We start from the raw sequence: 18159 nt of genomic DNA, 5'->3' as shown, positions 1-18159 counted from the left end.
GCGGTGATCTCGCCGATCACCGACACCGCCACCTCGAACGGCGCCTTGCCGCCGATGTCGAGGCCGATGGGGGCGTGCAGGCGAGCCAGGGCGCTTTCGGACATGCCCTCGATCTGCAGTTCGGCAAGCCGGCCGGCAAGGCGGCGCCGGGCGCCCAGCAGTCCGACGTAGCCGGCGTGAGAGGGCAAGGCCGCCTTCAGCGCCGCGCGGTCGGTTTCCAGGTCGTGGGTGGCCACCGCGACGCTGGTCCAGGGGTCCAGGCCGATGGCGGCCAGCGCCTGGCCAGGTTCGTCGCGCCGGTAGCCGACCCCCGGGATCGGCGGCGGCGCCTCGGGCCCCTTGGGCCGCACGAGGGTCGTCTCGAAGCCCGATTTCACGCCCAGTTCGGCGATGGCCAGGGCGGTGGGATCGCCGCCGATCACCACCAGGCGCGGTGTCGGCTCGTAGCGCTTCTCCACCCGGACCTCGGGCCAGGGCGACACGTCCGCCGCGCAGACCCGCGCCAAGCCGTCGCTGAGATAGGTCGCGGGCCGGCGCTCGGCCTCCGCGGCCAGGAGGTCGGACAAGGCCGAATCACCCGGTCCGATTCGCTCCAGGAAGATCTCGATTCGGGCGCCGCAGAGCAGCCGGATGTCCGGCCAGGGGCTGCCCTCGCCATAAACCAGGGTGCGCGGATTTGAATCAGCCAGGCACGCCCAGGCATGGCCCGCGACGTCGCCCTCGACGCAGCCGCCGGAGAAGTATCCGGCCAGGATTCCAGGCGCGAAAACCATCTGCGTCCCTTCGGGACGAGGTCCTCCGCCGTCCACCGACACCAGGGTCGCCAGGACGAGCGCCTGGTCCGCCGCAACGGCCTGCCGCAGGGCGGGCCGGACGTCCTCGGCGACGCCGAACATCGGCCACTCGGGAAGTTGGTCAATCACGCCTTAACCATCGCAGGGATACGGCTTCTTAGCCTTTCCTGCGGCAAAATGGCCTCTCGAACGGAATAGACCAAGCTTTTCAGGGCGCATGACCTCAACCCTCAGCAAGCTCGGCCTCGGGACCAGCCAGTTCGGTCTCGATCAGCCGCCCGGCCCGCGGGGGAAGCCCCGGGACGCTGAGGCGCGCGACATCCTTTCGATCGCCGGCCGTTCCGGCCTGTCGGTGCTGGAAGTCGCCCGCGGCACGGTCACGGCCGACGGCCTGCTGCGCTCGGCCCTGCCGCAACCCAACCCCTTCCGCATGACCCTGACGGCCGTGCGCCCCGACCGCGGGCCGGACGTCGTCGAGGCCGAACTGCGCGCGCAGATGCTGCGCCTGGGCGTGGAGCGCGTGGACGCCATCGTCGCGCCGTCCGCCACCGATCTGTTCTCGCCGCTCGGCCCGCAGCTCTGGGACCGCCTGAAGCAGCTCAAGGACGAGGGTGTCTGCAAGCGCATCGGCGTGCCGGTCTACGCCTCGGACGACCCCGTCGGCGTGGCCCGCCGCTTCAAGCCCGACCTCGTCCAGGCGCCCGCCTCGCTGCTGGACCAGCGCCTGTTGCTGGACGGCACGCTGTCCACCCTGGCGGAGATGGGGGTCGAGGTGCACCTGCGCTCGATCTTCCTGAACGGCGTCCTGTTCCTGCCGCCAGACCGTGCGCCTAGCCACCTGAAGGCCGCCGCTGGCCGCATCTCGCGGGCGCGACGCCTGATCGCCGAGGGCAAGTCCGATCCGCTCCAGGCCGCCCTGGGCTTCGCCCTGTCGCGGCCCGAGGCCAGCCACGTCCTGGTCGGCGTCACCTCGGCCGCCGAGATGAGCGCCGTGGTCGCCGCCGCCATGAGCCCGCCGCCGGACCTGGACTGGGACGAGATGGCGATCGACGACCCCGACGCCCTGAGCTGGGTCGCGGCCTAACGCGCCTCCGCGCGCCAGCGATACCTCCATCGAAGCCTGAAGGCGTGCGGCGTCCCCGCAGAGCCGCTGTGCAGGAGCGCCGATTGAGCGCGGCCTGACCGCGACGCTTACTCCCTCCGGCTCACGACGAGCCGTTCCAGTCCAACCGAGATGGGGGAGTCCATGCCTCGCGCCACGGCCGTTCTCGGCCTGATCCTTGCCGCCTGCGCCACGAGCGCTCTTGCCGATCCCGCACCGGGCGAACCCACGCTTGCCGAGGTGCGCGAGCTCACCGACCGCTTCAAGGACGTGAAGGTCGCCCTGGCCGAGGGGTACATCCGCGACCCGTTCGACATGTGCGACACCGCCGAGATGATGGGGAAGCCCGCGGTGCTGGGCGCCATGGGCGTGCACTACTTCCGGCCGGATCTGGTCGGCGTCACCGAGCCGCCGAACCCGCGCGTACACGGGAGCGGAACCCACACCGACTTCCGCAAGCCAGCGATCCTGATCTACGAGCCCCAGGCCGATGGGTCGATGGCCCTGGTGGCGGTGGAGAACCTGGTCTTCCAGGCCGCGTGGCATGCGACCGGCGCCAAGGGCCCGCCCACGTTCCACGGTCTCGCCTGGGACGCCATGGCCGACGACCCGGCGACGCCGATCGACGAGGCCCACATGTTCGCCCCGCACTACGACCGCCACGTCTGGATCTATCGGGACAACCCGAACGGCGTCTTCACGCCCTTCAATCCCAACGTCTCATGCCGGTATCACAAGGGCGCAAAGAGCCATGCCGCGGGCCACGACCACTAGGACGCCGACCAGTCCCCGCTCTTGCCGCCGGTCTTGGAGACGAGGCGCACGGCCTCGATGACCATTCCCTTCTCGGCCGCCTTCAGCATGTCGTAGAGCGTCAGGCAGGCGATCGAGACGGCGGTCAGCGCCTCCATCTCGACACCGGTCTGGCCGGTGGTCTTCACCCGGGCGGTCACCGCCAGCCCGCCCTCGGCCGGCTCCACCCGCACCTCGGCCTTCGAGATCGGTAGCGGATGGCACATTGGGATCAGGTCGGACGTCTGCTTGGCCGCCATGACGCCGGCGATCTCGGCCACCGCTCGGACGTCGCCCTTCTTCCCTTCGCCGGAGAGCGCCAGCGCCAGGGTCTCAGGGCTCATGCGGACGAAGCCCTCGGCCACGGCCTCGCGCGTCGTCACGGCCTTGTCCGAAACGTCGACCATCCGGGCGCGGCCGGTCTCGTCGATGTGGGTGAGCTTGCTCACGCCTCCATCAGCCGCGGCATGAGCTCGACCATGTTGCAGGGGCCGTGGCGGCTGTCGAGCTGGGCCGAGATGACCTTGTCCCAGCCGTCCTTCACCGCGCCGTTCGAGCCCGGCAGGCAGAAGACGAAGACGCCCTTCACGATGCCGGCGAGCGCCCGCGATTGCAGGGTGGACAGGCCCACCGACTGGAAGCTCACCATGTGGAACACCACCGAGAAGCCGTCGAGCTCCTTGTCGAACAGGGGGCGCACCGCCTCGGGCGTGACGTCGCGGCCGGTGATGCCGGTGCCGCCGGTGGTGACGATGGCCTCGACGAAGCCGCTGGCCACCCAGGCCTCGATCTTCTCGCGGATCGCCACGATGCTGTCTGGCACGATGGCCTTGTCGACCAGTTCGTGGCCGGCGTCGGTCACCCGCTTGGCCAGCAGGTGGCCCGAGGTGTCGCTCTCCTCGTCGCGGGTGTCGGAGATGGTGAGCACCGCGACCTTCACGGGCTTGATCTGTTGGCTGGTGTCGATCCGGCCGCCGGGGGTCAACGCGTTCATGGGGAGCTCCTTCACCGCCAATCTAGCGCGCCGCCGCCGCTATTCCACCGTCACCGACTTCGCCAGGTTGCGGGGCTGGTCGATATCGCGGCCGAGGACCTGGGCGACCTGGTAGGCCAGAAGCTGCAGAGGGATGTTCAGCAGGATCGCGTCCAGCTCGGGTTCCGAGCGCGGAACGGCGAAGCTCGCCTCAACCCCAAGGGCCGCCACGCCCGGGTGGGTGATCGCCAGCACCGGCCCACCGCGAGCGCCCACCTCGGCGATGGTGGAGAGGTTCTTGGCCAGCAGGTCGTCGTCGGGCAGCACCATGACGGTCGGCGTCTCGGCCGAGATCAGCGCCAGGGGCCCGTGCTTCAGCTCCGAGGCGGCATAGGCTTCGGCGTGGAGATAGCTGATCTCCTTGAGCTTCAGCGCGCCCTCCTGGGCGACGGCGTACCCTGCGGCGCGGCCCAGGAAGTACGCATGCTCGGCCTTCGCCAGGAGGAGGGCCATGGGGCCGAGCTCCGCCTCGCGGGCGACGATCTCGGCGATCTGGTCCGGCAGGGCCGACAGCGCCGCCAGCAGGCGCGCGCCCTGCCCGGCCGACATGTCGCGCACGCGGCCGAGCTGCAGCGCCAGCAGGGCGAAGGCGACCGCGGTCGACGTCCAGGTCTTGGTGGAGACCACCGCAACCTCGGGTCCCGCGTGGAGATAAACCCCCCGGCCGCATTCGCGGGCGATGGTGGAGCCCACGGAGTTGATCACGCCCAGGACGCGGCCACCCTTGCGCTTCACCTCCTGGATGGCGGCCAGGGTGTCGAAGGTCTCGCCCGACTGGCTGACCGCGACGTAGAGCGTGTCGGGCTCGATCACCGGGTTGCGGTAGCGGAACTCCGAGGCGGGCTCGGCGCTGGCCGGAATGCGGGCCAGTTGCTCGATCAGGTGGGCGCCCAGGGTCCCCGCGAAAAAGGCTGAGCCGCAGCCCAGGATCTTCACCCGGCGGATGTCGAGCATCTCGCGGGCGGCGAGCTCGATCCCGCCCAGGTGGGCCGTGGAGAACCGGTGATCGAGGCGGCCCAGCAGGGTGCGGCGCACGGATTCCTGCTGCTCGCCGATCTCCTTGCGCATGAAGTGGGCGTAGTCGCCCTTGTCGAACCCTGCGGCGTCACCAGACAGTTCGAGGGTGGTTTTGGTCGTCTCGCCGCCGTCGAGGGTGAGAACGGTGAAGCCGTCGGCGCGTACCTCGGCCACCTCTCCGTCGTCCAGGTGGGCGACGGAGCGGGCGTGGCCCATCAGCGCCGAGGCGTCCGAGGCCACGAACATCTCGCCCTCGCCGACGCCCACCACCACCGGCCCGCCGTTGCGCGCGGCGACGATGGTGTCGGGCCGCGCGGCGTCGATCACCGCCAGCCCATAGGCGCCCTTCACCTGGCGGAGCGCCGCGCGGACGGCGTCGACCAGGCTGTTCTCAGGTCGCCGCGCGATCAGGTGGGCCAGGACCTCGGTGTCGGTCTCGGATCGGAATTCGACGCCGTCGGCCTGCAGCGCGGCCTTCAGGGCGGCGGCGTTCTCGATGATGCCGTTGTGGACCACGGCGATACGGCCTGAGGCGTCGGCATGCGGGTGGGCGTTCTGGTCGCTGGGGGCGCCGTGGGTAGCCCAGCGGGTGTGGGCGATGCCGACCGTTCCCGGGATCTCGGCCGGCAGCACGCTCTCGAGTTCGCGCACCTTGCCCCGGCGCTTTTGGATGGTGAGACCGCCGCCGTCGGCGACGGCGACGCCCGCGCTGTCGTAGCCGCGGTACTCGAGACGGCGCAGGCCCTCGATCAGTAGCGGAAGCACGGGCCGCCCGCCGATGTAACCGACGATGCCGCACATCAGCGGAGCCCCTCAGCCGTAGATGATGCGGCGGATCTGCCGAAGGCTGTAAAGCGGCGCCGGGAAGCGGCGGCGCGCCAGTTCGTCGGCGATGAGACCGTAGATCTCGTCGTTGCGGCGGCCGAGCCGGGCGAGCGCCGCGTGCCGGCGACGAACGAAATCCTCGGGGCTTTCAGCCAGATAGGTGAGCACGTCATCGACGATCCGCCTCGCTTGCGACGGAGGCAGGTCGCTGGATCTCGCCACGTGGGCCACGAGATCGTCCAGGTCCCCCGCATCCGACATCGACGGTTCTTCTGGCGTCCGCATGTACCCCAGACAACGCGTTTGCCCGAAATCGGGCAAGCTAGTGACGTGCAGATTGTTTGTTCGACGAACGCGTTCTGCGAACCAAGATTTCCCGATTGATGGAAGTCACAGCCCAAGACTGACCGAAGTTGGCCGGCCGCGCTTTGGGGAGGACGCGGCCGGCGTAACTGGTGGAGGGGGTGAGATCAGGCTCGGAGCATAGACCCGTTGCGCTCCACCCGCCGGGGAACTGGCCGGCCGGTCCCCCTCCGCCCGACTCTACGGTTAACCGCGCGCGGCGGACGCAGTCAGACCCCGAGCTGCGCCAGGGCGACGCCGCCGTCGACCGCAATGGTCTGGCCCACGACGTAGTCGCCGGCGCGGCTGGCCAGGTAGATCGCGACGCCCTGCATGTCTTCGTCCACGCCGATACGGCGCGCAGGGATGCGCTTGGCGACTTCGTCGCCCTGGTCGCGGGCCACGCGATTCATCTCCGAGGCGAAGGCGCCCGGCGCGATTCCAGTCACGGCGATGTTGTCCTGGATCAGGCGCGCGGCCATGCGGCGCGTCAGGTAGATCAGCCCGGCCTTGGAGGCGTGGTAGGAATAGGTCTCCTGCGGGTTGAGGCGAATGCCGTCGATCGAGGCGATGTTGATCACCTTCGACGGGCGCTGGGCCGTGCCGGCCTTGGTGAGCGCGCCGTGCAGGGCCTGGGTCAGGAAGAAGGGCGATTTGAGATTCAGGTCGACGACCTTGTCCCAGCCGCTCTCCGGGAATTCATCGAAGTCGGCGCCCCAGGCGGCGCCCGCGTTGTTCAGCAGGATGTCGAGCTTGTCCTCGTGGCCCAGGTAGCGCTCGGTGAGCATCTTCACCCCCTCGACCGTGGAGATGTCGACCGGGATCGACACGCACTGCGGGCCGAGCTCCTCGGCGGTGGCGTCGCAGGCGGCAGCCTTGCGGGCCGTGATGTAGACCTTGCGGCAGCCCGCTTCGAGAAAGCCCTTGGCGATCATCTTGCCGATGCCGCGCGAGCCGCCGGTCACCAGCGCAACCTTGCCGTCCAGCGAAAACAGATTTGAGGCCATGAAAGCCGTCCCCTTCCCTTTCGTTGCGGCAGGCCGCCAACGTGGTCCGTTCCCTTCCGGGAATTGACTTGGCCCCGCCCGCCGAGGCCTATAACACGCGTTTGAATTTCACGGCCGCCAGATTTTTGAGCGAGCGGTCGGCCAGCCATTTCGAGGAAGCCAGATGACCGAGATCAATTCGGTGACCACCCTGACCCACGAGGGCGACGTCGCCGTCGTGACGCTGAACTCGCCGCCGGTGAACGCCCTGTCCGCCAACGTCCGCGACGGCCTGTTCGAAGGCTTCAAGCAGGCCATCGCCAGCGACGCCAAGGCCATTGTGCTGATCTGCGACGGCCGCACCTTCATCGCCGGCGCCGACATCACCGAATTCGGCGGCGCGTCGAAAGGCGCCAGCCTGTTCGACGTCCAGAACATGATGGAGAGCTCGCCCAAGCCGGTCGTGGCCGCGATCCACGGCACGGCCCTGGGCGGCGGCCTGGAAGTGGCGTTGTGCGCGCACTACCGCGTCGCGGTACCGTCCGCTCGCCTCGGCCTTCCCGAAGTGGCCCTGGGCCTGCTGCCGGGCGCCGGCGGCACGCAGCGCCTGCCGCGCGTGGTCGGTGTCGAGAACGCGCTGGAGATGGTGACCTCGGGCCGCCACGTGCCGGCGCCGGAAGCCGCCAAGCTGGGCCTGGTCGACGAGCTGGTCGATGAGGGCAAGCTCAAGGAAGGCGCCATCGCCTTCGCCAACAAGTGCGTGGCCGAGAACAAGCCGCTGGTGAAGATCAGCGAGAACAATTCCAAACTCGAAGCCGCCAAGGGCAAGCCCGAGATCTTCGCCGACTTCCGCAAGAAGAATGCCCGCAAGTTCCGCGGCTTCGACGCGCCGGAAGCCAACATCAAGTGCATCGAGGCGGCGGTGAACTCGAACTCCTTCGAGGAGGGGCTGGCCGAGGAGCGCAAGCTGTTCATGGGCCTGATGACCGGCCAGCAGTCGGCGGCGCAGCGCTATTACTTCTTCGCCGAACGCCAGGCGAACAAGATCCCGGACGTGCCGGACGACACCCCCACGCGCGCCATCAACAAGGTGGGCATCATCGGCGCCGGCACCATGGGCGGCGGCATCGCGATGAACTTCGCCAATGTCGGCATCCCCGTGGTGATCGTCGAGCAGCAGCAGGAGCCCCTGGACCGCGGCCTCGCCACGATCCGCAAGAACTACGAGCGCTCGCGCACCGCCAAGCCCGAGGAAACCGAGAAGCGCGTCGGCCTGATCACCGGCTCGCTGTCGATGGAAGAGGCCTTCAAGGACGTGGACCTCGTGATCGAGGCCGTGTTCGAGCGGATGGACATCAAGAAGGACATCTTCGCCAGGCTCGACAAGATCTGTAAGCCGGGCGCCATCCTGGCCACCAACACCTCGGGCCTGAACATCGACGAGATCGCCTCGGTGACCAGCCGTCCCGAGGACGTGATCGGCCTGCACTTCTTCTCGCCGGCCAACGTCATGAAGCTGCTGGAGATCGTCCGCGCCGACCACACGGCCAAGGACGTGATCGCCACCTCGATGAAGCTGGCCAAGAAGATCGGCAAAATCGCCGTGCTGGTGGGCGTGACCCCCGGCTTCGTCGGCAACCGCATCCTGGCCCAGCGCCAGCGCGAGGCCAACAAGCTGGTCATGGAAGGCGCCATGCCCTGGGACGTGGACCGCGTCCTGTACGACTTCGGCTTCCCCATGGGCCCGTTCGCCATGAGCGACCTGGCCGGCCTGGACATCGGTTGGGTCAAGGAGAAGTCGAACGGGGCCACGATCCGCGACGTGCTGTGCGAGATGGATCGCCGCGGCCAGAAGACGGGCGCCGGCTATTACGACTACGACGAGAACCGCAACGCCAAGCCGTCGCCGGTGACCGAGAAGATCATCCACGACTTCATCGTGAAGAGCGGCCGCAACCCGCGGAAGATCAGCGACGAGGAGATCCTGGAGCGCTGCGTCTATCCGATGATCAACGAGGGCATGAAGATCCTCGAGGAGGGCAAGGCGATCCGCCCGTCGGACGTGGACGTGGTCTGGGTCAACGGCTACGGCTGGCCCGTCTATCGCGGCGGCCCGATGCACTACGGCGACCAGATCGGCGCCGACAAGGTGCTGGCTAAGATGAAGGAATTCCAGGGCACGATGGGCGACGAGTTCAAGCCCTCGGCGGCTCTGGAGAAGCTGGTGGCCGACGGCAAGAAGCTGGCCGACTTCAAGCGCTGATATCCGGAAAAGGGGGAGAGCCCGCGGGCTCTCCCCAAGTCGGACATGTCCTTCGGGAGGACGCTGTCAGGCCGTGAGCGCGCGGCGCCGGCGCAGCGACGCCCCCGCCAGGCCAAACCCTGAAATCATGAGCGCCCACGTGGCGGACTCCGGAACCGGAGCCTGTTCGATGCGCAGGCTGCCTTCCGGCGAATTGGCCTCGTCGTTGAGGTAGAGCGTGCCATTGCGGCCGCCGCCGTGGTCGAAGTTGAACCGACCGTAGCCGGTGACTGCGCGCTCCAGCGGCTGGTTGAAGTCGGCGGGCAGCGTTTCGCCTACCTTCAGCACCGCGTTCAGCGAGATGTCGAACACACGCCCGTCCACCGCGCCGGCGAACGTCACGTTCTGCTGGGTCTGCGACCCTGGCTGGTAGGCGAAGAACATCAGGAAGGGGTTGCCCGGGACGAACGCGTCATAGTCGACTCCGCCCAGGTTGTATGACGCCGCCAGCAGGGGGTTGGTCGCGCCGCCGTTGTTTGAGAGCTGGTAGTTGCCGCCGAGCTCGGGGCGGGCGGGATCGCGGGTGTCTTCCGTGAGGCCCAGCTCGGTGTCGTACTTGATGCGCAGGATCAGGTCGCTGCCGACCAGGTCCTGCACGGCGCCGTCCGCGGCGGCGATCTTCACCGTGCGGGTCATCACCATGATCGCCGCGCTGGCGGGCTGGGCGCCAAGCGTCAGGCCCAGCGTCACCGACGCCAGCAGGGCGGCCGCGCGCCATCCCCGGCGGGGTTCGAAACTAGCCAACTGAATGTCTCCGTCCAAGTCGTAGGGACGGCGCTTATCCTTATTTTAAGTTGTATCGTCAAGCGCGATGCTCGTTTTGGTGCACTAAGCCGCGGACGTCACGTCAAGGCGCGCTCCGTATCGGGATACCGGTTGTGCAACGAACGGCTTGGCCTGCCCGCGCAAATGGGTAGAAGGCGTCAAACCGATGTTTGAAACAGGGACTCCCATCCATGCGTGAAGCCGTCATCGTCGCCGCCAAGCGGACCCCCATCGGCAAGGCCTATCGCGGCGCCTTCAACAACACCTATGGCGCAACGCTGGGCGCCGAGGCCATCCGCGCCGCCGTCGCCCAGGCCGGGATCGACCCGGGTGAAGTGGACGACGTGGCCATGGGCTGCGCGTTGCAGCAGGGCACCACCGGCAACAACATCGCCCGCCAGGCCGCGCTGCGCGCGGGCCTGCCCAACACCGTCTCGGGCATGACCATCGACCGCCAGTGCAGCTCGGGCCTGATGGGCGTGGCCACGGCCGCCAAGTACATCATCAACGACGGCGCCCCGATCGCCATCGGCGCCGGCATCGAGTCGATCAGCCTGGTGCAGAACGACAAGGTGAACCGCTTCATGGCCACCGACCCGTGGCTGAAGGAACATGTGCCGGAGCTGGGCACCTCGATGATCGAGACCGCCGAGATCGTGGCCGAGCGCTATGGAATCTCTCGCGAGGCGCAGGACGAATACGCCCTGCAGTCGCAGCAGCGCACCGCCCAGGCCCAGTCGGAAGGCCGCTTCGCCCAGGAGATCGTGCCGGTCACCACCATCATGAAGGTGCTGGTGAACAAGGAGACCGGCGAGACCGCCGACAAGGAAATCACTATCTCGGGCGACGAGGGCAACCGCCCGCAGACGACCCTGGCCGACCTGCAGAAGCTGAACCCGGTCTTCAAGGGCGGCCGCTACGTCCAGGAAGGCAAGTTCGTCACCGCCGGCAACGCCAGCCAGCTGTCGGACGGCGCCGCCGCCGTCGTGCTGATGGAGCGGAAGGAGGCCGAGAAGCGCGGTCTGGAAGCCCTGGGCGCCTACCGCGGCATGGCCGTCGCCGGTTGCGGCCCGGAAGAAATGGGCATCGGCCCGGTCTTCGCGATCCCGAAGCTGCTGGAGCGTAACGGCCTGACCGTCGACGACATCGACATCTGGGAGCTGAACGAGGCCTTCGCCTCGCAGGTGCTGTACTGCCGCGACAAGCTGGGCATCGATCCGGCGAAGTACAACGTCTCGGGCGGCTCGATCTCGATCGGCCACCCCTACGGCATGACCGGCGCGCGCTGCACGGCCCACCTGATGTACGAAGGCAAACGCCGCAAGGCCAAGTACGGCGTCGTCACCATGTGCGTCGGCGGGGGGATGGGCGCCGCGGGTCTCTTCGAGATCTTCTAAGCCGATACTGCGCTTCGAATGCTGAGGGCCGTCTGCGAGGGCGGCCCTTTTGCTTTGCGCGGCGCGCCCTACACTCCGCCAAAAGACCGGGGGATGAGGCGTTGAAGGGTGTGTGGCGTTGGGCGGCCGCGATCGGCTTGGCCCTGGGCGTGGCCGCGTGCGGACGAGGCGGTGTCGATGCGAAGCGGATCGAGGCGGCGGACGGGTCGGAGTGGCTGACCTACGGCCGGACCTATGACGAGCAGCGCTTCAGCCCGCTGACGCAGATTGATCGGCAGAGCGTCGGCAAGCTGGGCGTGGCCTGGTGGGCCGAGTTCGACACCGACCGCGGCCAGGAGGCGACGCCGCTGGTCGCGGACGGCGTGCTGTACACCACCACCGCCTGGTCGAAGGTGGCCGCGTTCGACGCGAAGACCGGCAAGCTGCTGTGGAAGTACGATCCCAAGGTCCCGGGCGAGGCCGGGTTCAACGCCTGCTGCGACGTGGTCAACCGGGGCGCGGCGCTGTGGAAGGGCAAGCTCTACGTCGGGACCATCGACGGGCGGCTGATTGCGTTGGACGCCAGGACCGGGGCCGTCGTCTGGGATGTCCAGACCACCGACAAGGCCCGTCCCTACACGATCACGGGCGCGCCGCGGGTGGTGAAGGGCAAGGTGCTGATCGGGAACGGCGGGGCCGAGTATGGCGTGCGCGGCTATGTCAGCGCCTACGATGCGGACTCGGGCAAGCTCGCCTGGCGCTTCTACACGACGCCCAATCCGAAGGGCGCGCCCGACGGCGCCGCCTCGGACAAGGTGTTCCGGGAGAAGGCCGCGGCCACCTGGAGCGACGGGGTCTGGAAGGAGAGCGGCGGCGGCGGCACCGTCTGGGACGCCATCACCTACGACCCGAAGCTCGACCTGGTGTTCGTGGGCGTCGGCAACGGCAACCCCTGGAACCACAAGCTCCGCTCGGGCGGCAAGGGCGACAACCTGTTCCTGTCGTCGATCGTCGCGCTGCGGCCGGAGACGGGCGAGTATGTCTGGCACTACCAGACGACCCCCGGCGAGAGCTGGGACTACACCGCCACCCAGCACATCATGCTGGCCGACCTGAAGATCGCCGGCGCGGACCGCCGGGTGGTGATGCAAGCGCCGAAGAACGGTTTCTTCTACGTGCTGGACGCCAAGACCGGCGCGTTGATTTCGGCCGGGAAGTACGTGCCGGTGGACTGGGCCGAGCGGATCGACCTGAAGACCGGCCGGCCGGTGGAGGCGCCGACTGCGCGCTATGCGAACGGCGGCGTCAGCCAGCAGGCGTCCAGCCCCTTGGGTGGCCACAACTGGCAGCCGATGGCGTTCAGCCCGAAGGAGCGGCTGGTCTACATCCCGGTCATGCGCAACCGCGGCTTCTACGCCGATGCGCAGGCCTTCAAGTTCATTCCTGGCGCATGGAACACGGGGCTGGTGCGCGCGCAGGCGGGACCGAACACGCCGTCGCTGAAACCGAAGACGCCGCCGGTCGCGACCGGCGAGCTGATCGCGTGGGACCCGGCGTCGGGTAAGGCCCGCTGGCGCCTGGCGCTGCCCACCGCCTGGACCAGCGGCGTGCTGGCGACGGACGGCGGGCTGGTGTTCCACGCCGCGGGCAACGCGTTCACCGCCTACGACGCGAAAGACGGCCAGGCGCTCTGGACGTACGACGCCAGCGCCAACGTCATTGCGCCGGCCATGACCTACGCCATCGACGGCGAGCAGTATGTGGCGCTGATGGTGGGCGTCGGCGGCGCGCCGATGGGCGGCGACCAGCCGCGGCGGCTGGGCCGCCTATTGGTCTTCAAGCTGGGCGGGACGGCGAAGCCGCCGCCGTTCCCGGCGCTGGTGACGATGCCGCCGCTGGACCTGACGGCGGCCACGCCCTCAAAGGGCGACGCCGACCGAGGCGCCGCGCTCTACGGCGAGTTCTGCGGCGCCTGCCACCGGGTGGGCGGTCTGCTACCCGTGCTGCCGCGATCGCCGGCGATCCTGGATGGCGACGGGTTCAAGGCGATCGTGCTGGATGGGGCGCTGAAGGCGAACGGCATGGCGCCCTTCCGCCGCTACTTCGACGAGGCGAGCGCCGAGGACATCCGCGCCTTCCTGCTCTGGCAGGCGAAGCAGCCGCCCCCCGCGCCGAAGCCGGGCGGGGCGAGTCACGGTTAGGGCTAGGCGAAGTCCTTCGCGAGTTCCGCGCGGGTGGCGGGGGAGAGGCCGGCCTGGTGGCTGTAGCGGTCGTGGCTGCAGCCGATGGCGATCTCGACGCCGGGGGTGCGGAACACGGCGATGTGCTCCGGCTTCAGCGGAAAGCGGAGGAAGTGGACCGACGAGGTCTTGCCGTCCTCGCGGGTGCGCTCCACGTCGCCTTCGGCCACGGCCACGACGCGTTCGCCGCCCACGGCCAGGAAGAAGCAGTCCTCGACCCCGCCCAGCCGCGCCAGCACGGCCTCGCGCCGGACCGGGTCGTCGATCTCGAACATCACCGTCGCGACCAGTTCCGACCCGTTCGGGATCAGCGGGTTGTAGGCGGCGAGCTCGTCGGGGATCTGGTCGGCGCCGCCCTTCTCGATCAGCAGCATCTCCTGCACCTGGAAGAGCATGGTGTCGTAGCTCTCGAAGTAGAAGGTGCAGTAGGGGCCGAGCTCGATGCGGCGCAGGCGCTTGAGGGGCAGGAGTTCCTGCCGCCGCTGCCTGCGGACCTTGGCGAACTCGGCGTCCGGCAGCAGGTCGGAAGGGTCGATCCGGCGTTCGGCGAGCGGCATCACAGCACTCCGTAGGCGCGGGCGAAGACTTCGATCGGATGCGCTTCCGCCGGGCGGGGCGGGGCGCTCTCGGCCGTGTCGTCGCCGATGATCTGGGCCAGGTGCTTGCAGGCCAGCGGACAATCCGAGCAGAGGGTCTCGTTGGCCTTGGTCATCACCTGGCGGGCGGCGGGCCGACCGACCTTGAGCGCGGCCGGTCGGGTCGCCTTCATCACCCCGAACGTGCCGCCGTGGCCCGAGCAGCGCTCGACCAGGTCGACCTTGGTCTCAGGGATCAGCTTCAGCATCTCCATGGACTTGGCGCCCATGTTCTGGGCTCGGGCATGGCACGCGTGATGGAACGTGACGCCGCCTTCGATGGGCTGCAGGCCGGGGACGAGGCCGACCGTCTTGGAGAGCTCGACGATGTACTGCGCCACGTCCTTGGTCGCCGCCGACAGCCGGCCGATGGCGGCGTCCTCGGGCAGCATGAGCGGCCACTCGAACTTCATCATCAGGCCGCAAGAGGCGGCGAGCGCCACCACGTCATAGCCCTGCTCAATGTAGGGAGCGAAGGCGGCGGCGGTGCGGCGGGCGCGCCCGGCCACGTCCTTCACGTCGCCGGCCTCGAGCTGGGGCATGCCACAGCATTCCGGATAGACCAGCTTCACCTCGACACCCTGCAGCGCCAGCACCTTGGCGGCGGCGACAGCGGTGTCGGGCTTGTTGTAGTCCACGAAGCAGGTCGCATAGAGCGCGACCTTTCGGCCGAAGGCCGGGCCCTGTGGGTTGGGCGCCAGCGGGTCCTTCAGGAGATCGGTCGCCGTTTTCGAATGGTATTTCGGAAGCTCGGCCTCGGCGTCGATCTGCGCGACAGCGTCCAACAGCTTGCGGAGCGGCGTGTTGGCCCGCGCGGTGGCCCAGTTGGCAAGGCCGGCGACCGGCTTGGCCAGCTTGCCGTTGCGATCGGTCTCGCCCAGCTGCTCGCGGATCCACTCCTTCTCGCCCGCGCGCCGCTTGGCGGCCCGATAGCGCAGGATCAGGTGCGGTATGTCGATGTCGAACGGATGCGGCGGGACGTAGGGGCACTTGGTCAGGAAGCACATGTCGCAGAGGGTGCAGGCCTCGGCGATGTGGGCGTGCTCCTTCGGACCGATGCCGTCGATCTCGCCGGTCGGGCCTTCGTCGATGGCGTCGAACATGCGCGGGAAGCTATCGCACAGGTTGAAGCAGCGGCGGCACGTGTGACAGACGTCGAACTGCCGCTGCAGCTCGGCCTCGACCTTGGCCAGGTCGTAATAGTCCTCGTCCTGCCACAGGATCGGACGGCGGAAGGGCGCGTCGAGGCTACCCTCGCGCGGCGGACCTTTTGTGTCTTCGCTCATGGACAAGTCGCTGGATCTTGCCGGCCCACGCCCCTCCTCACCCATAGGGGGAGGGGGACCATGCGCAGCATGGTGGAGGGGGCTTGCTGGGGCCGCTGCGGATGAGGCGTTCCCCCCTTCCACCGCGTTCCGCGGTCCCCCTCCCCCGATGGGTGAGGAGAAGGGACCGCATCGCAAACCGTGCGACTAGTCGAGCGTGTCGAGGGCGCGCTGGAAGCGGCCGGCGTGCGACTTCTCGGCCTTGGCCAGCGTCTCGAACCAGTCGGCGATCTCGTCGTAGCCTTCCTCGCGCGCGGTGCGCGCCATGCCCGGGTACATGTCGGTGTACTCGTGCGTTTCGCCGGCGATGGCGGCCTTGAGATTGTCGGACGTGCCGCCGATGGGCAGGCCGGTGGCGGGGTCGCCGACCGATTCCATGAACTCGAGGTGGCCGTGGGCGTGGCCCGTCTCGCCTTCCGCCGTCGAGCGGAACACCGCGGCCACATCGTTGTAGCCCTCCACGTCGGCCTTCTGCGCGAAGTAGAGATAGCGGCGGTTCGCCTGGCTTTCGCCGGCGAACGCGGCCTTGAGGTTTTCGATAGTCTTGCTGCTCGCAAGCGACATGTTGATCTCCCTAGGGACGGCGGCGAACCCCCCGGCTCTACCGCCATGCGCAGGGGACTATGGACCCCCGTCCCCATCGATCAACATGATATCCTCTATGCGTAGGATCGACCGGCTCTATGGAGCTTCACCGCGCCCCGACGGTTGTGGCTGGAGGCAAAGGAGACCGTCATGGCCGACAACAAGATTCAGGGCGAAGGCAACTACGACGCCGCGCGAAAGTTCGACGAGGACGAGCGCGCGTTCGTCGCCAAGGGCGACGTGGAGAAGAAGGCGCGAGAGGCCGAGCAAGCACTCGACGGACCGGAAGGCGGGGAGCTGGAACGCGCGCGGCGCGAGACCGGCGAAGGCAAGACCCGCTAACGAACCTCTCGCTCACACGTCCCGGAGGCTGCGGAAGGTCACCGAAAAGCGGTGGTCCTTGGCTTCCGGGATGCTGTGCTCCCACTCGCGGCGGGCGGGACCGTCGAGTACATAGACCGACCGCGGCGCCAGCACGACAGCGCTGCGCTGCCAGCGTGCGCCGTCACGGCGACGGAAGCGCAGGATGGTCGGCGACTTCAACGAAACCCCGACCACCTTGTCGAACACCGGCCGATCGCGATGCCAGCCGATGGGGGCGCCTTCGCGATATTCATTGAGCAGCACCTGGACGAGGGCGTCCGGCGGCACGCCGGCGAACCCCGCGGCGCGTTCGCGCATCGGGAGCAGCCAGTCGGGAATCGGTTCGGCCGGCGTCAACCCGCCACCGTTGAAGTCGTAGCGTAGGCCATACGAGACCACGCGTCGCCGCCCCTCGAACCCTTGGAATTGGAAAGGCTCGAAGGGCAGCGCCTCAAGGGTTTCCAGAAGGGCTCGTTCCTCCCGCGGGGTCACCAGGTTTTCGCGATAGGCGAAGCCTTCAGGTCCTAGCGGAAGGTCGAACAGTTGCGGGGTCATGGGTTGGGCTAAGCTGTAAACAAGGGCGGCGGGAAGGTCGCCCTCCCCGCCGCCGCTCATTCGCGTCCGTTATCCGCGGTTAATAGCGCGGATAGTCGTTGTAGCCGTAGCGGCGGTCGCCATCGCGGCGGTCCCAACGGATCTGCGCGGCGAGGGCGTCGAAGCGACGGTCGAGGTCGGCGCGTTCCCACTGCGACAGGCCGCCCCGGCGATAGCGGACCTCGAGGCGGGCGATGTCGTTAAACTTCGCCCGCGCGTGATAGGCCTCCCGGCGGGTCAGGTCGCCGCGTTCCACGCCGCGCTCGATGCGACGCTCGAGCATGACCTGGCGTTGGTTGATCGACGTCCAGTGGTCACGGCCGTAGCCGGGCTGCGCGGCGGCTGCGCCGGCGGTCAGGGCAGTGGCGGCGGCCAGGGTAACGATCAGGGTCTTCATGGTTCTCTCCTCAGAACGTGGGGGTGTTGTCCCTCGTCATGGGCGGTGAAAACGACGGGCCGCCCGATTGGTTCAACGGGTGTGGCCGTTCAGTAACGGTTCCACCCGTAGACGCGGTCGCGGTCGGTGCGGGCCACGCGGATGTCCGCGCTCAGCTCCTCGAAGCGGCGGTTGAGGTCCGCCCGCTCCTCGGCCGAGAGGCCGTCGACGCGATAGTTGGCCTCGACGCGGGCGATGTCGTTGAACTGGTCTCGCAGGGCGTCGGCCTCGGCGCTGGTCAGTTGGCCGCTCCGCACGCCCTGGTCGATGCGCGCATCGAGGTCGAGCTTGCGGTCTTCCATGGCGACGTAGCTGTCGGTCGCGCCGGTCCGGGCGGCGAGCCGCAACTGGTCGTCCACGAGCGTGAAGCGCCTGTCGAGATCCAGGCGCTCACGGGCGCTCAGGCCGCCATAGCGGTAGCGGGCCTCCAGCGAGACCAGCGCGCGCATGTCGGCGCGCATCAGCGCCGCCTCGGACGGGTTGATCTCGCCGGTGGCGAGACCGGCGTCCAGGCGGTCGTTCAAGGCGGCCTGGCGCTCGATCATCGGCATCCAGACCTGGGCGGAAGCCGTGCCCGCGCCCAGCGTGGTCGCAGCAGCGGCGGCGGCAAGTAGTAGAGTTGTCTTCCTCATCGTCTCGGACTCCTC

Annotated in this window: 18 protein-coding genes and 1 pseudogene; 6 read left to right on the top strand and 13 right to left on the bottom strand. The window is 68.5% G+C overall.

What is annotated here, in order from left to right; genetic code table 11:
• Nucleotides 1-17: 17 nt before the first annotated feature.
• Nucleotides 18-896 (bottom strand): annotated as a pseudogene (locus ACODSY_RS03910) (XdhC family protein); the annotation flags it as partial.
• A gap of 115 nt (nucleotides 897-1011) precedes the next feature.
• Between ACODSY_RS03910 and ACODSY_RS03905 the strand changes: the two are divergent.
• A complete protein-coding gene (locus ACODSY_RS03905) occupies nucleotides 1012-1878 on the top strand; it encodes a bifunctional regulator KidO (RefSeq protein WP_488950341.1) in 867 nt (288 codons plus the stop codon).
• Between the two features lie 162 nt (nucleotides 1879-2040).
• The gene (locus ACODSY_RS03900) at nucleotides 2041-2670 is read left to right on the top strand and encodes a hypothetical protein (RefSeq protein ID WP_488950340.1); all 630 of its coding nucleotides are present in this window, start codon (nucleotides 2041-2043) and stop codon (nucleotides 2668-2670) included.
• Here ACODSY_RS03900 and moaC read toward each other — a convergent pair.
• From moaC to ACODSY_RS03875, 5 genes are all read right to left on the bottom strand, one after another.
• On the bottom strand, nucleotides 2667-3137 hold the full coding sequence (moaC, locus tag ACODSY_RS03895; protein WP_488950339.1) for a cyclic pyranopterin monophosphate synthase MoaC: 471 nt from the start codon (nucleotides 3135-3137) through the stop codon (nucleotides 2667-2669). The genes ACODSY_RS03900 and moaC overlap by 4 nt on opposite strands.
• Nucleotides 3134-3682 (bottom strand): molybdenum cofactor biosynthesis protein B, encoded by a 549-nt coding sequence (gene moaB / locus ACODSY_RS03890; protein WP_488950338.1) that lies wholly within the window; start codon nucleotides 3680-3682, stop codon nucleotides 3134-3136. Before moaB ends, moaC begins: the two co-directional genes overlap by 4 nt.
• Nucleotides 3683-3721: 39 nt before the next feature.
• Nucleotides 3722-5539 carry a glutamine--fructose-6-phosphate transaminase (isomerizing) gene (gene glmS, locus ACODSY_RS03885; protein ID WP_488950337.1) on the bottom strand — a complete coding sequence of 606 codons (1818 nt, stop codon included), beginning with the start codon at nucleotides 5537-5539 and terminating at the stop codon, nucleotides 3722-3724.
• Nucleotides 5540-5551: 12 nt separating this feature from the next.
• Nucleotides 5552-5824, bottom strand: coding sequence for a hypothetical protein (locus tag ACODSY_RS03880; RefSeq protein WP_488950336.1), 273 nt, complete (start codon nucleotides 5822-5824; stop codon nucleotides 5552-5554).
• Between the two features lie 311 nt (nucleotides 5825-6135).
• Nucleotides 6136-6912: an SDR family oxidoreductase gene (locus ACODSY_RS03875; RefSeq protein WP_488950335.1), complete on the bottom strand. Its 777-nt coding sequence runs from the start codon at nucleotides 6910-6912 to the stop codon at nucleotides 6136-6138.
• Between the two features lie 163 nt (nucleotides 6913-7075).
• Between ACODSY_RS03875 and ACODSY_RS03870 the strand changes: the two genes are divergently transcribed.
• Nucleotides 7076-9154 carry a 3-hydroxyacyl-CoA dehydrogenase NAD-binding domain-containing protein gene (locus ACODSY_RS03870; protein WP_488950334.1) on the top strand — a complete coding sequence of 693 codons (2079 nt, stop codon included), beginning with the start codon at nucleotides 7076-7078 and terminating at the stop codon, nucleotides 9152-9154.
• A gap of 66 nt (nucleotides 9155-9220) precedes the next feature.
• On the opposite strand, the gene ACODSY_RS03865 is transcribed toward ACODSY_RS03870, so the two are convergent.
• Nucleotides 9221-9937 (bottom strand): PEPxxWA-CTERM sorting domain-containing protein, encoded by a 717-nt coding sequence (locus tag ACODSY_RS03865; protein ID WP_488950333.1) that lies wholly within the window; start codon nucleotides 9935-9937, stop codon nucleotides 9221-9223.
• A gap of 212 nt (nucleotides 9938-10149) precedes the next feature.
• Here ACODSY_RS03865 and ACODSY_RS03860 point away from each other — a divergent pair, with 212 nt between their 5' ends.
• Together ACODSY_RS03860 and ACODSY_RS03855 are read left to right on the top strand one after the other, a co-directional pair.
• Entirely contained in the window at nucleotides 10150-11355 is a 1206-nt protein-coding gene (locus ACODSY_RS03860; RefSeq protein WP_488950332.1) for an acetyl-CoA C-acyltransferase, read from the top strand.
• A 110-nt stretch (nucleotides 11356-11465) separates the two neighbouring features.
• Nucleotides 11466-13535, top strand: a complete 2070-nt coding sequence (locus tag ACODSY_RS03855; protein ID WP_488950630.1) for a PQQ-dependent dehydrogenase, methanol/ethanol family — start codon at nucleotides 11466-11468, stop codon at nucleotides 13533-13535.
• 2 nt (nucleotides 13536-13537) lie between these two features.
• Here the strand turns inward: ACODSY_RS03855 and ACODSY_RS03850 are convergent, their stop codons facing one another.
• The 3 genes from ACODSY_RS03850 to ACODSY_RS03840 all read right to left on the bottom strand — a co-directional run bounded on the left by ACODSY_RS03850 (nucleotide 13538) and on the right by ACODSY_RS03840 (nucleotide 16098).
• Complete coding sequence (locus tag ACODSY_RS03850) at nucleotides 13538-14131, bottom strand: DUF3501 family protein (protein WP_488950331.1); 594 nt, start codon at nucleotides 14129-14131, stop codon at nucleotides 13538-13540.
• Nucleotides 14131-15495: a heterodisulfide reductase-related iron-sulfur binding cluster gene (locus ACODSY_RS03845; protein ID WP_488950330.1), complete on the bottom strand. Its 1365-nt coding sequence runs from the start codon at nucleotides 15493-15495 to the stop codon at nucleotides 14131-14133. Before ACODSY_RS03845 ends, ACODSY_RS03850 begins: the two co-directional genes overlap by 1 nt.
• Before the next feature lie 186 nt (nucleotides 15496-15681).
• On the bottom strand, nucleotides 15682-16098 hold the full coding sequence (locus ACODSY_RS03840) for a rubrerythrin family protein (protein ID WP_293395839.1): 417 nt from the start codon (nucleotides 16096-16098) through the stop codon (nucleotides 15682-15684).
• A 171-nt stretch (nucleotides 16099-16269) separates the two neighbouring features.
• Between ACODSY_RS03840 and ACODSY_RS03835 the strand changes: the two genes are divergently transcribed.
• Nucleotides 16270-16461 carry a hypothetical protein gene (locus tag ACODSY_RS03835; RefSeq protein ID WP_488950329.1) on the top strand — a complete coding sequence of 64 codons (192 nt, stop codon included), beginning with the start codon at nucleotides 16270-16272 and terminating at the stop codon, nucleotides 16459-16461.
• A gap of 12 nt (nucleotides 16462-16473) precedes the next feature.
• On the opposite strand, the gene ACODSY_RS03830 is transcribed toward ACODSY_RS03835, so the two are convergent.
• From ACODSY_RS03830 to ACODSY_RS03820, 3 genes are all read right to left on the bottom strand, one after another.
• Nucleotides 16474-17037 (bottom strand): alpha-ketoglutarate-dependent dioxygenase AlkB, encoded by a 564-nt coding sequence (locus tag ACODSY_RS03830; RefSeq protein WP_488950328.1) that lies wholly within the window; start codon nucleotides 17035-17037, stop codon nucleotides 16474-16476.
• Between the two features lie 79 nt (nucleotides 17038-17116).
• Nucleotides 17117-17473, bottom strand: coding sequence for a hypothetical protein (locus ACODSY_RS03825; RefSeq protein ID WP_488950327.1), 357 nt, complete (start codon nucleotides 17471-17473; stop codon nucleotides 17117-17119).
• An 89-nt stretch (nucleotides 17474-17562) separates the two neighbouring features.
• The gene (locus ACODSY_RS03820) at nucleotides 17563-18144 is read right to left on the bottom strand and encodes a hypothetical protein (RefSeq protein WP_488950326.1); all 582 of its coding nucleotides are present in this window, start codon (nucleotides 18142-18144) and stop codon (nucleotides 17563-17565) included.
• Nucleotides 18145-18159 lie beyond the last annotated feature (15 nt).

It is taken from the genome of Phenylobacterium sp. FG114 (assembly GCF_057809855.1).
Note: the sequence above shows the minus strand (reverse complement) of the source record. Positions and strands in the feature narration are given on the sequence as shown.

Excerpts from the sequence above, each read along its gene's own strand:
- ACODSY_RS03905 (WP_488950341.1), top strand. The coding sequence starts at position 1,012 with ATGACCTCAACCCTCAGCAAGCTCGGCCTCGGGACCAGCCAGTTCGGT.
- ACODSY_RS03900 (WP_488950340.1), top strand. The coding sequence starts at position 2,041 with ATGCCTCGCGCCACGGCCGTTCTCGGCCTGATCCTTGCCGCCTGCGCC.
- moaB (WP_488950338.1), bottom strand. The coding sequence starts at position 3,682 with ATGAACGCGTTGACCCCCGGCGGCCGGATCGACACCAGCCAACAGATC.
- glmS (WP_488950337.1), bottom strand. The coding sequence starts at position 5,539 with ATGTGCGGCATCGTCGGTTACATCGGCGGGCGGCCCGTGCTTCCGCTA.
- ACODSY_RS03880 (WP_488950336.1), bottom strand. The coding sequence starts at position 5,824 with ATGTCGGATGCGGGGGACCTGGACGATCTCGTGGCCCACGTGGCGAGA.
- ACODSY_RS03875 (WP_488950335.1), bottom strand. The coding sequence starts at position 6,912 with ATGGCCTCAAATCTGTTTTCGCTGGACGGCAAGGTTGCGCTGGTGACC.
- ACODSY_RS03870 (WP_488950334.1), top strand. The coding sequence starts at position 7,076 with ATGACCGAGATCAATTCGGTGACCACCCTGACCCACGAGGGCGACGTC.
- ACODSY_RS03860 (WP_488950332.1), top strand. The coding sequence starts at position 10,150 with ATGCGTGAAGCCGTCATCGTCGCCGCCAAGCGGACCCCCATCGGCAAG.
- ACODSY_RS03850 (WP_488950331.1), bottom strand. The coding sequence starts at position 14,131 with ATGCCGCTCGCCGAACGCCGGATCGACCCTTCCGACCTGCTGCCGGAC.
- ACODSY_RS03845 (WP_488950330.1), bottom strand. The coding sequence starts at position 15,495 with ATGAGCGAAGACACAAAAGGTCCGCCGCGCGAGGGTAGCCTCGACGCG.
- ACODSY_RS03840 (WP_293395839.1), bottom strand. The coding sequence starts at position 16,098 with ATGTCGCTTGCGAGCAGCAAGACTATCGAAAACCTCAAGGCCGCGTTC.
- ACODSY_RS03835 (WP_488950329.1), top strand. The coding sequence starts at position 16,270 with ATGGCCGACAACAAGATTCAGGGCGAAGGCAACTACGACGCCGCGCGA.
- ACODSY_RS03830 (WP_488950328.1), bottom strand. The coding sequence starts at position 17,037 with ATGACCCCGCAACTGTTCGACCTTCCGCTAGGACCTGAAGGCTTCGCC.
- ACODSY_RS03825 (WP_488950327.1), bottom strand. The coding sequence starts at position 17,473 with ATGAAGACCCTGATCGTTACCCTGGCCGCCGCCACTGCCCTGACCGCC.
- ACODSY_RS03820 (WP_488950326.1), bottom strand. The coding sequence starts at position 18,144 with ATGAGGAAGACAACTCTACTACTTGCCGCCGCCGCTGCTGCGACCACG.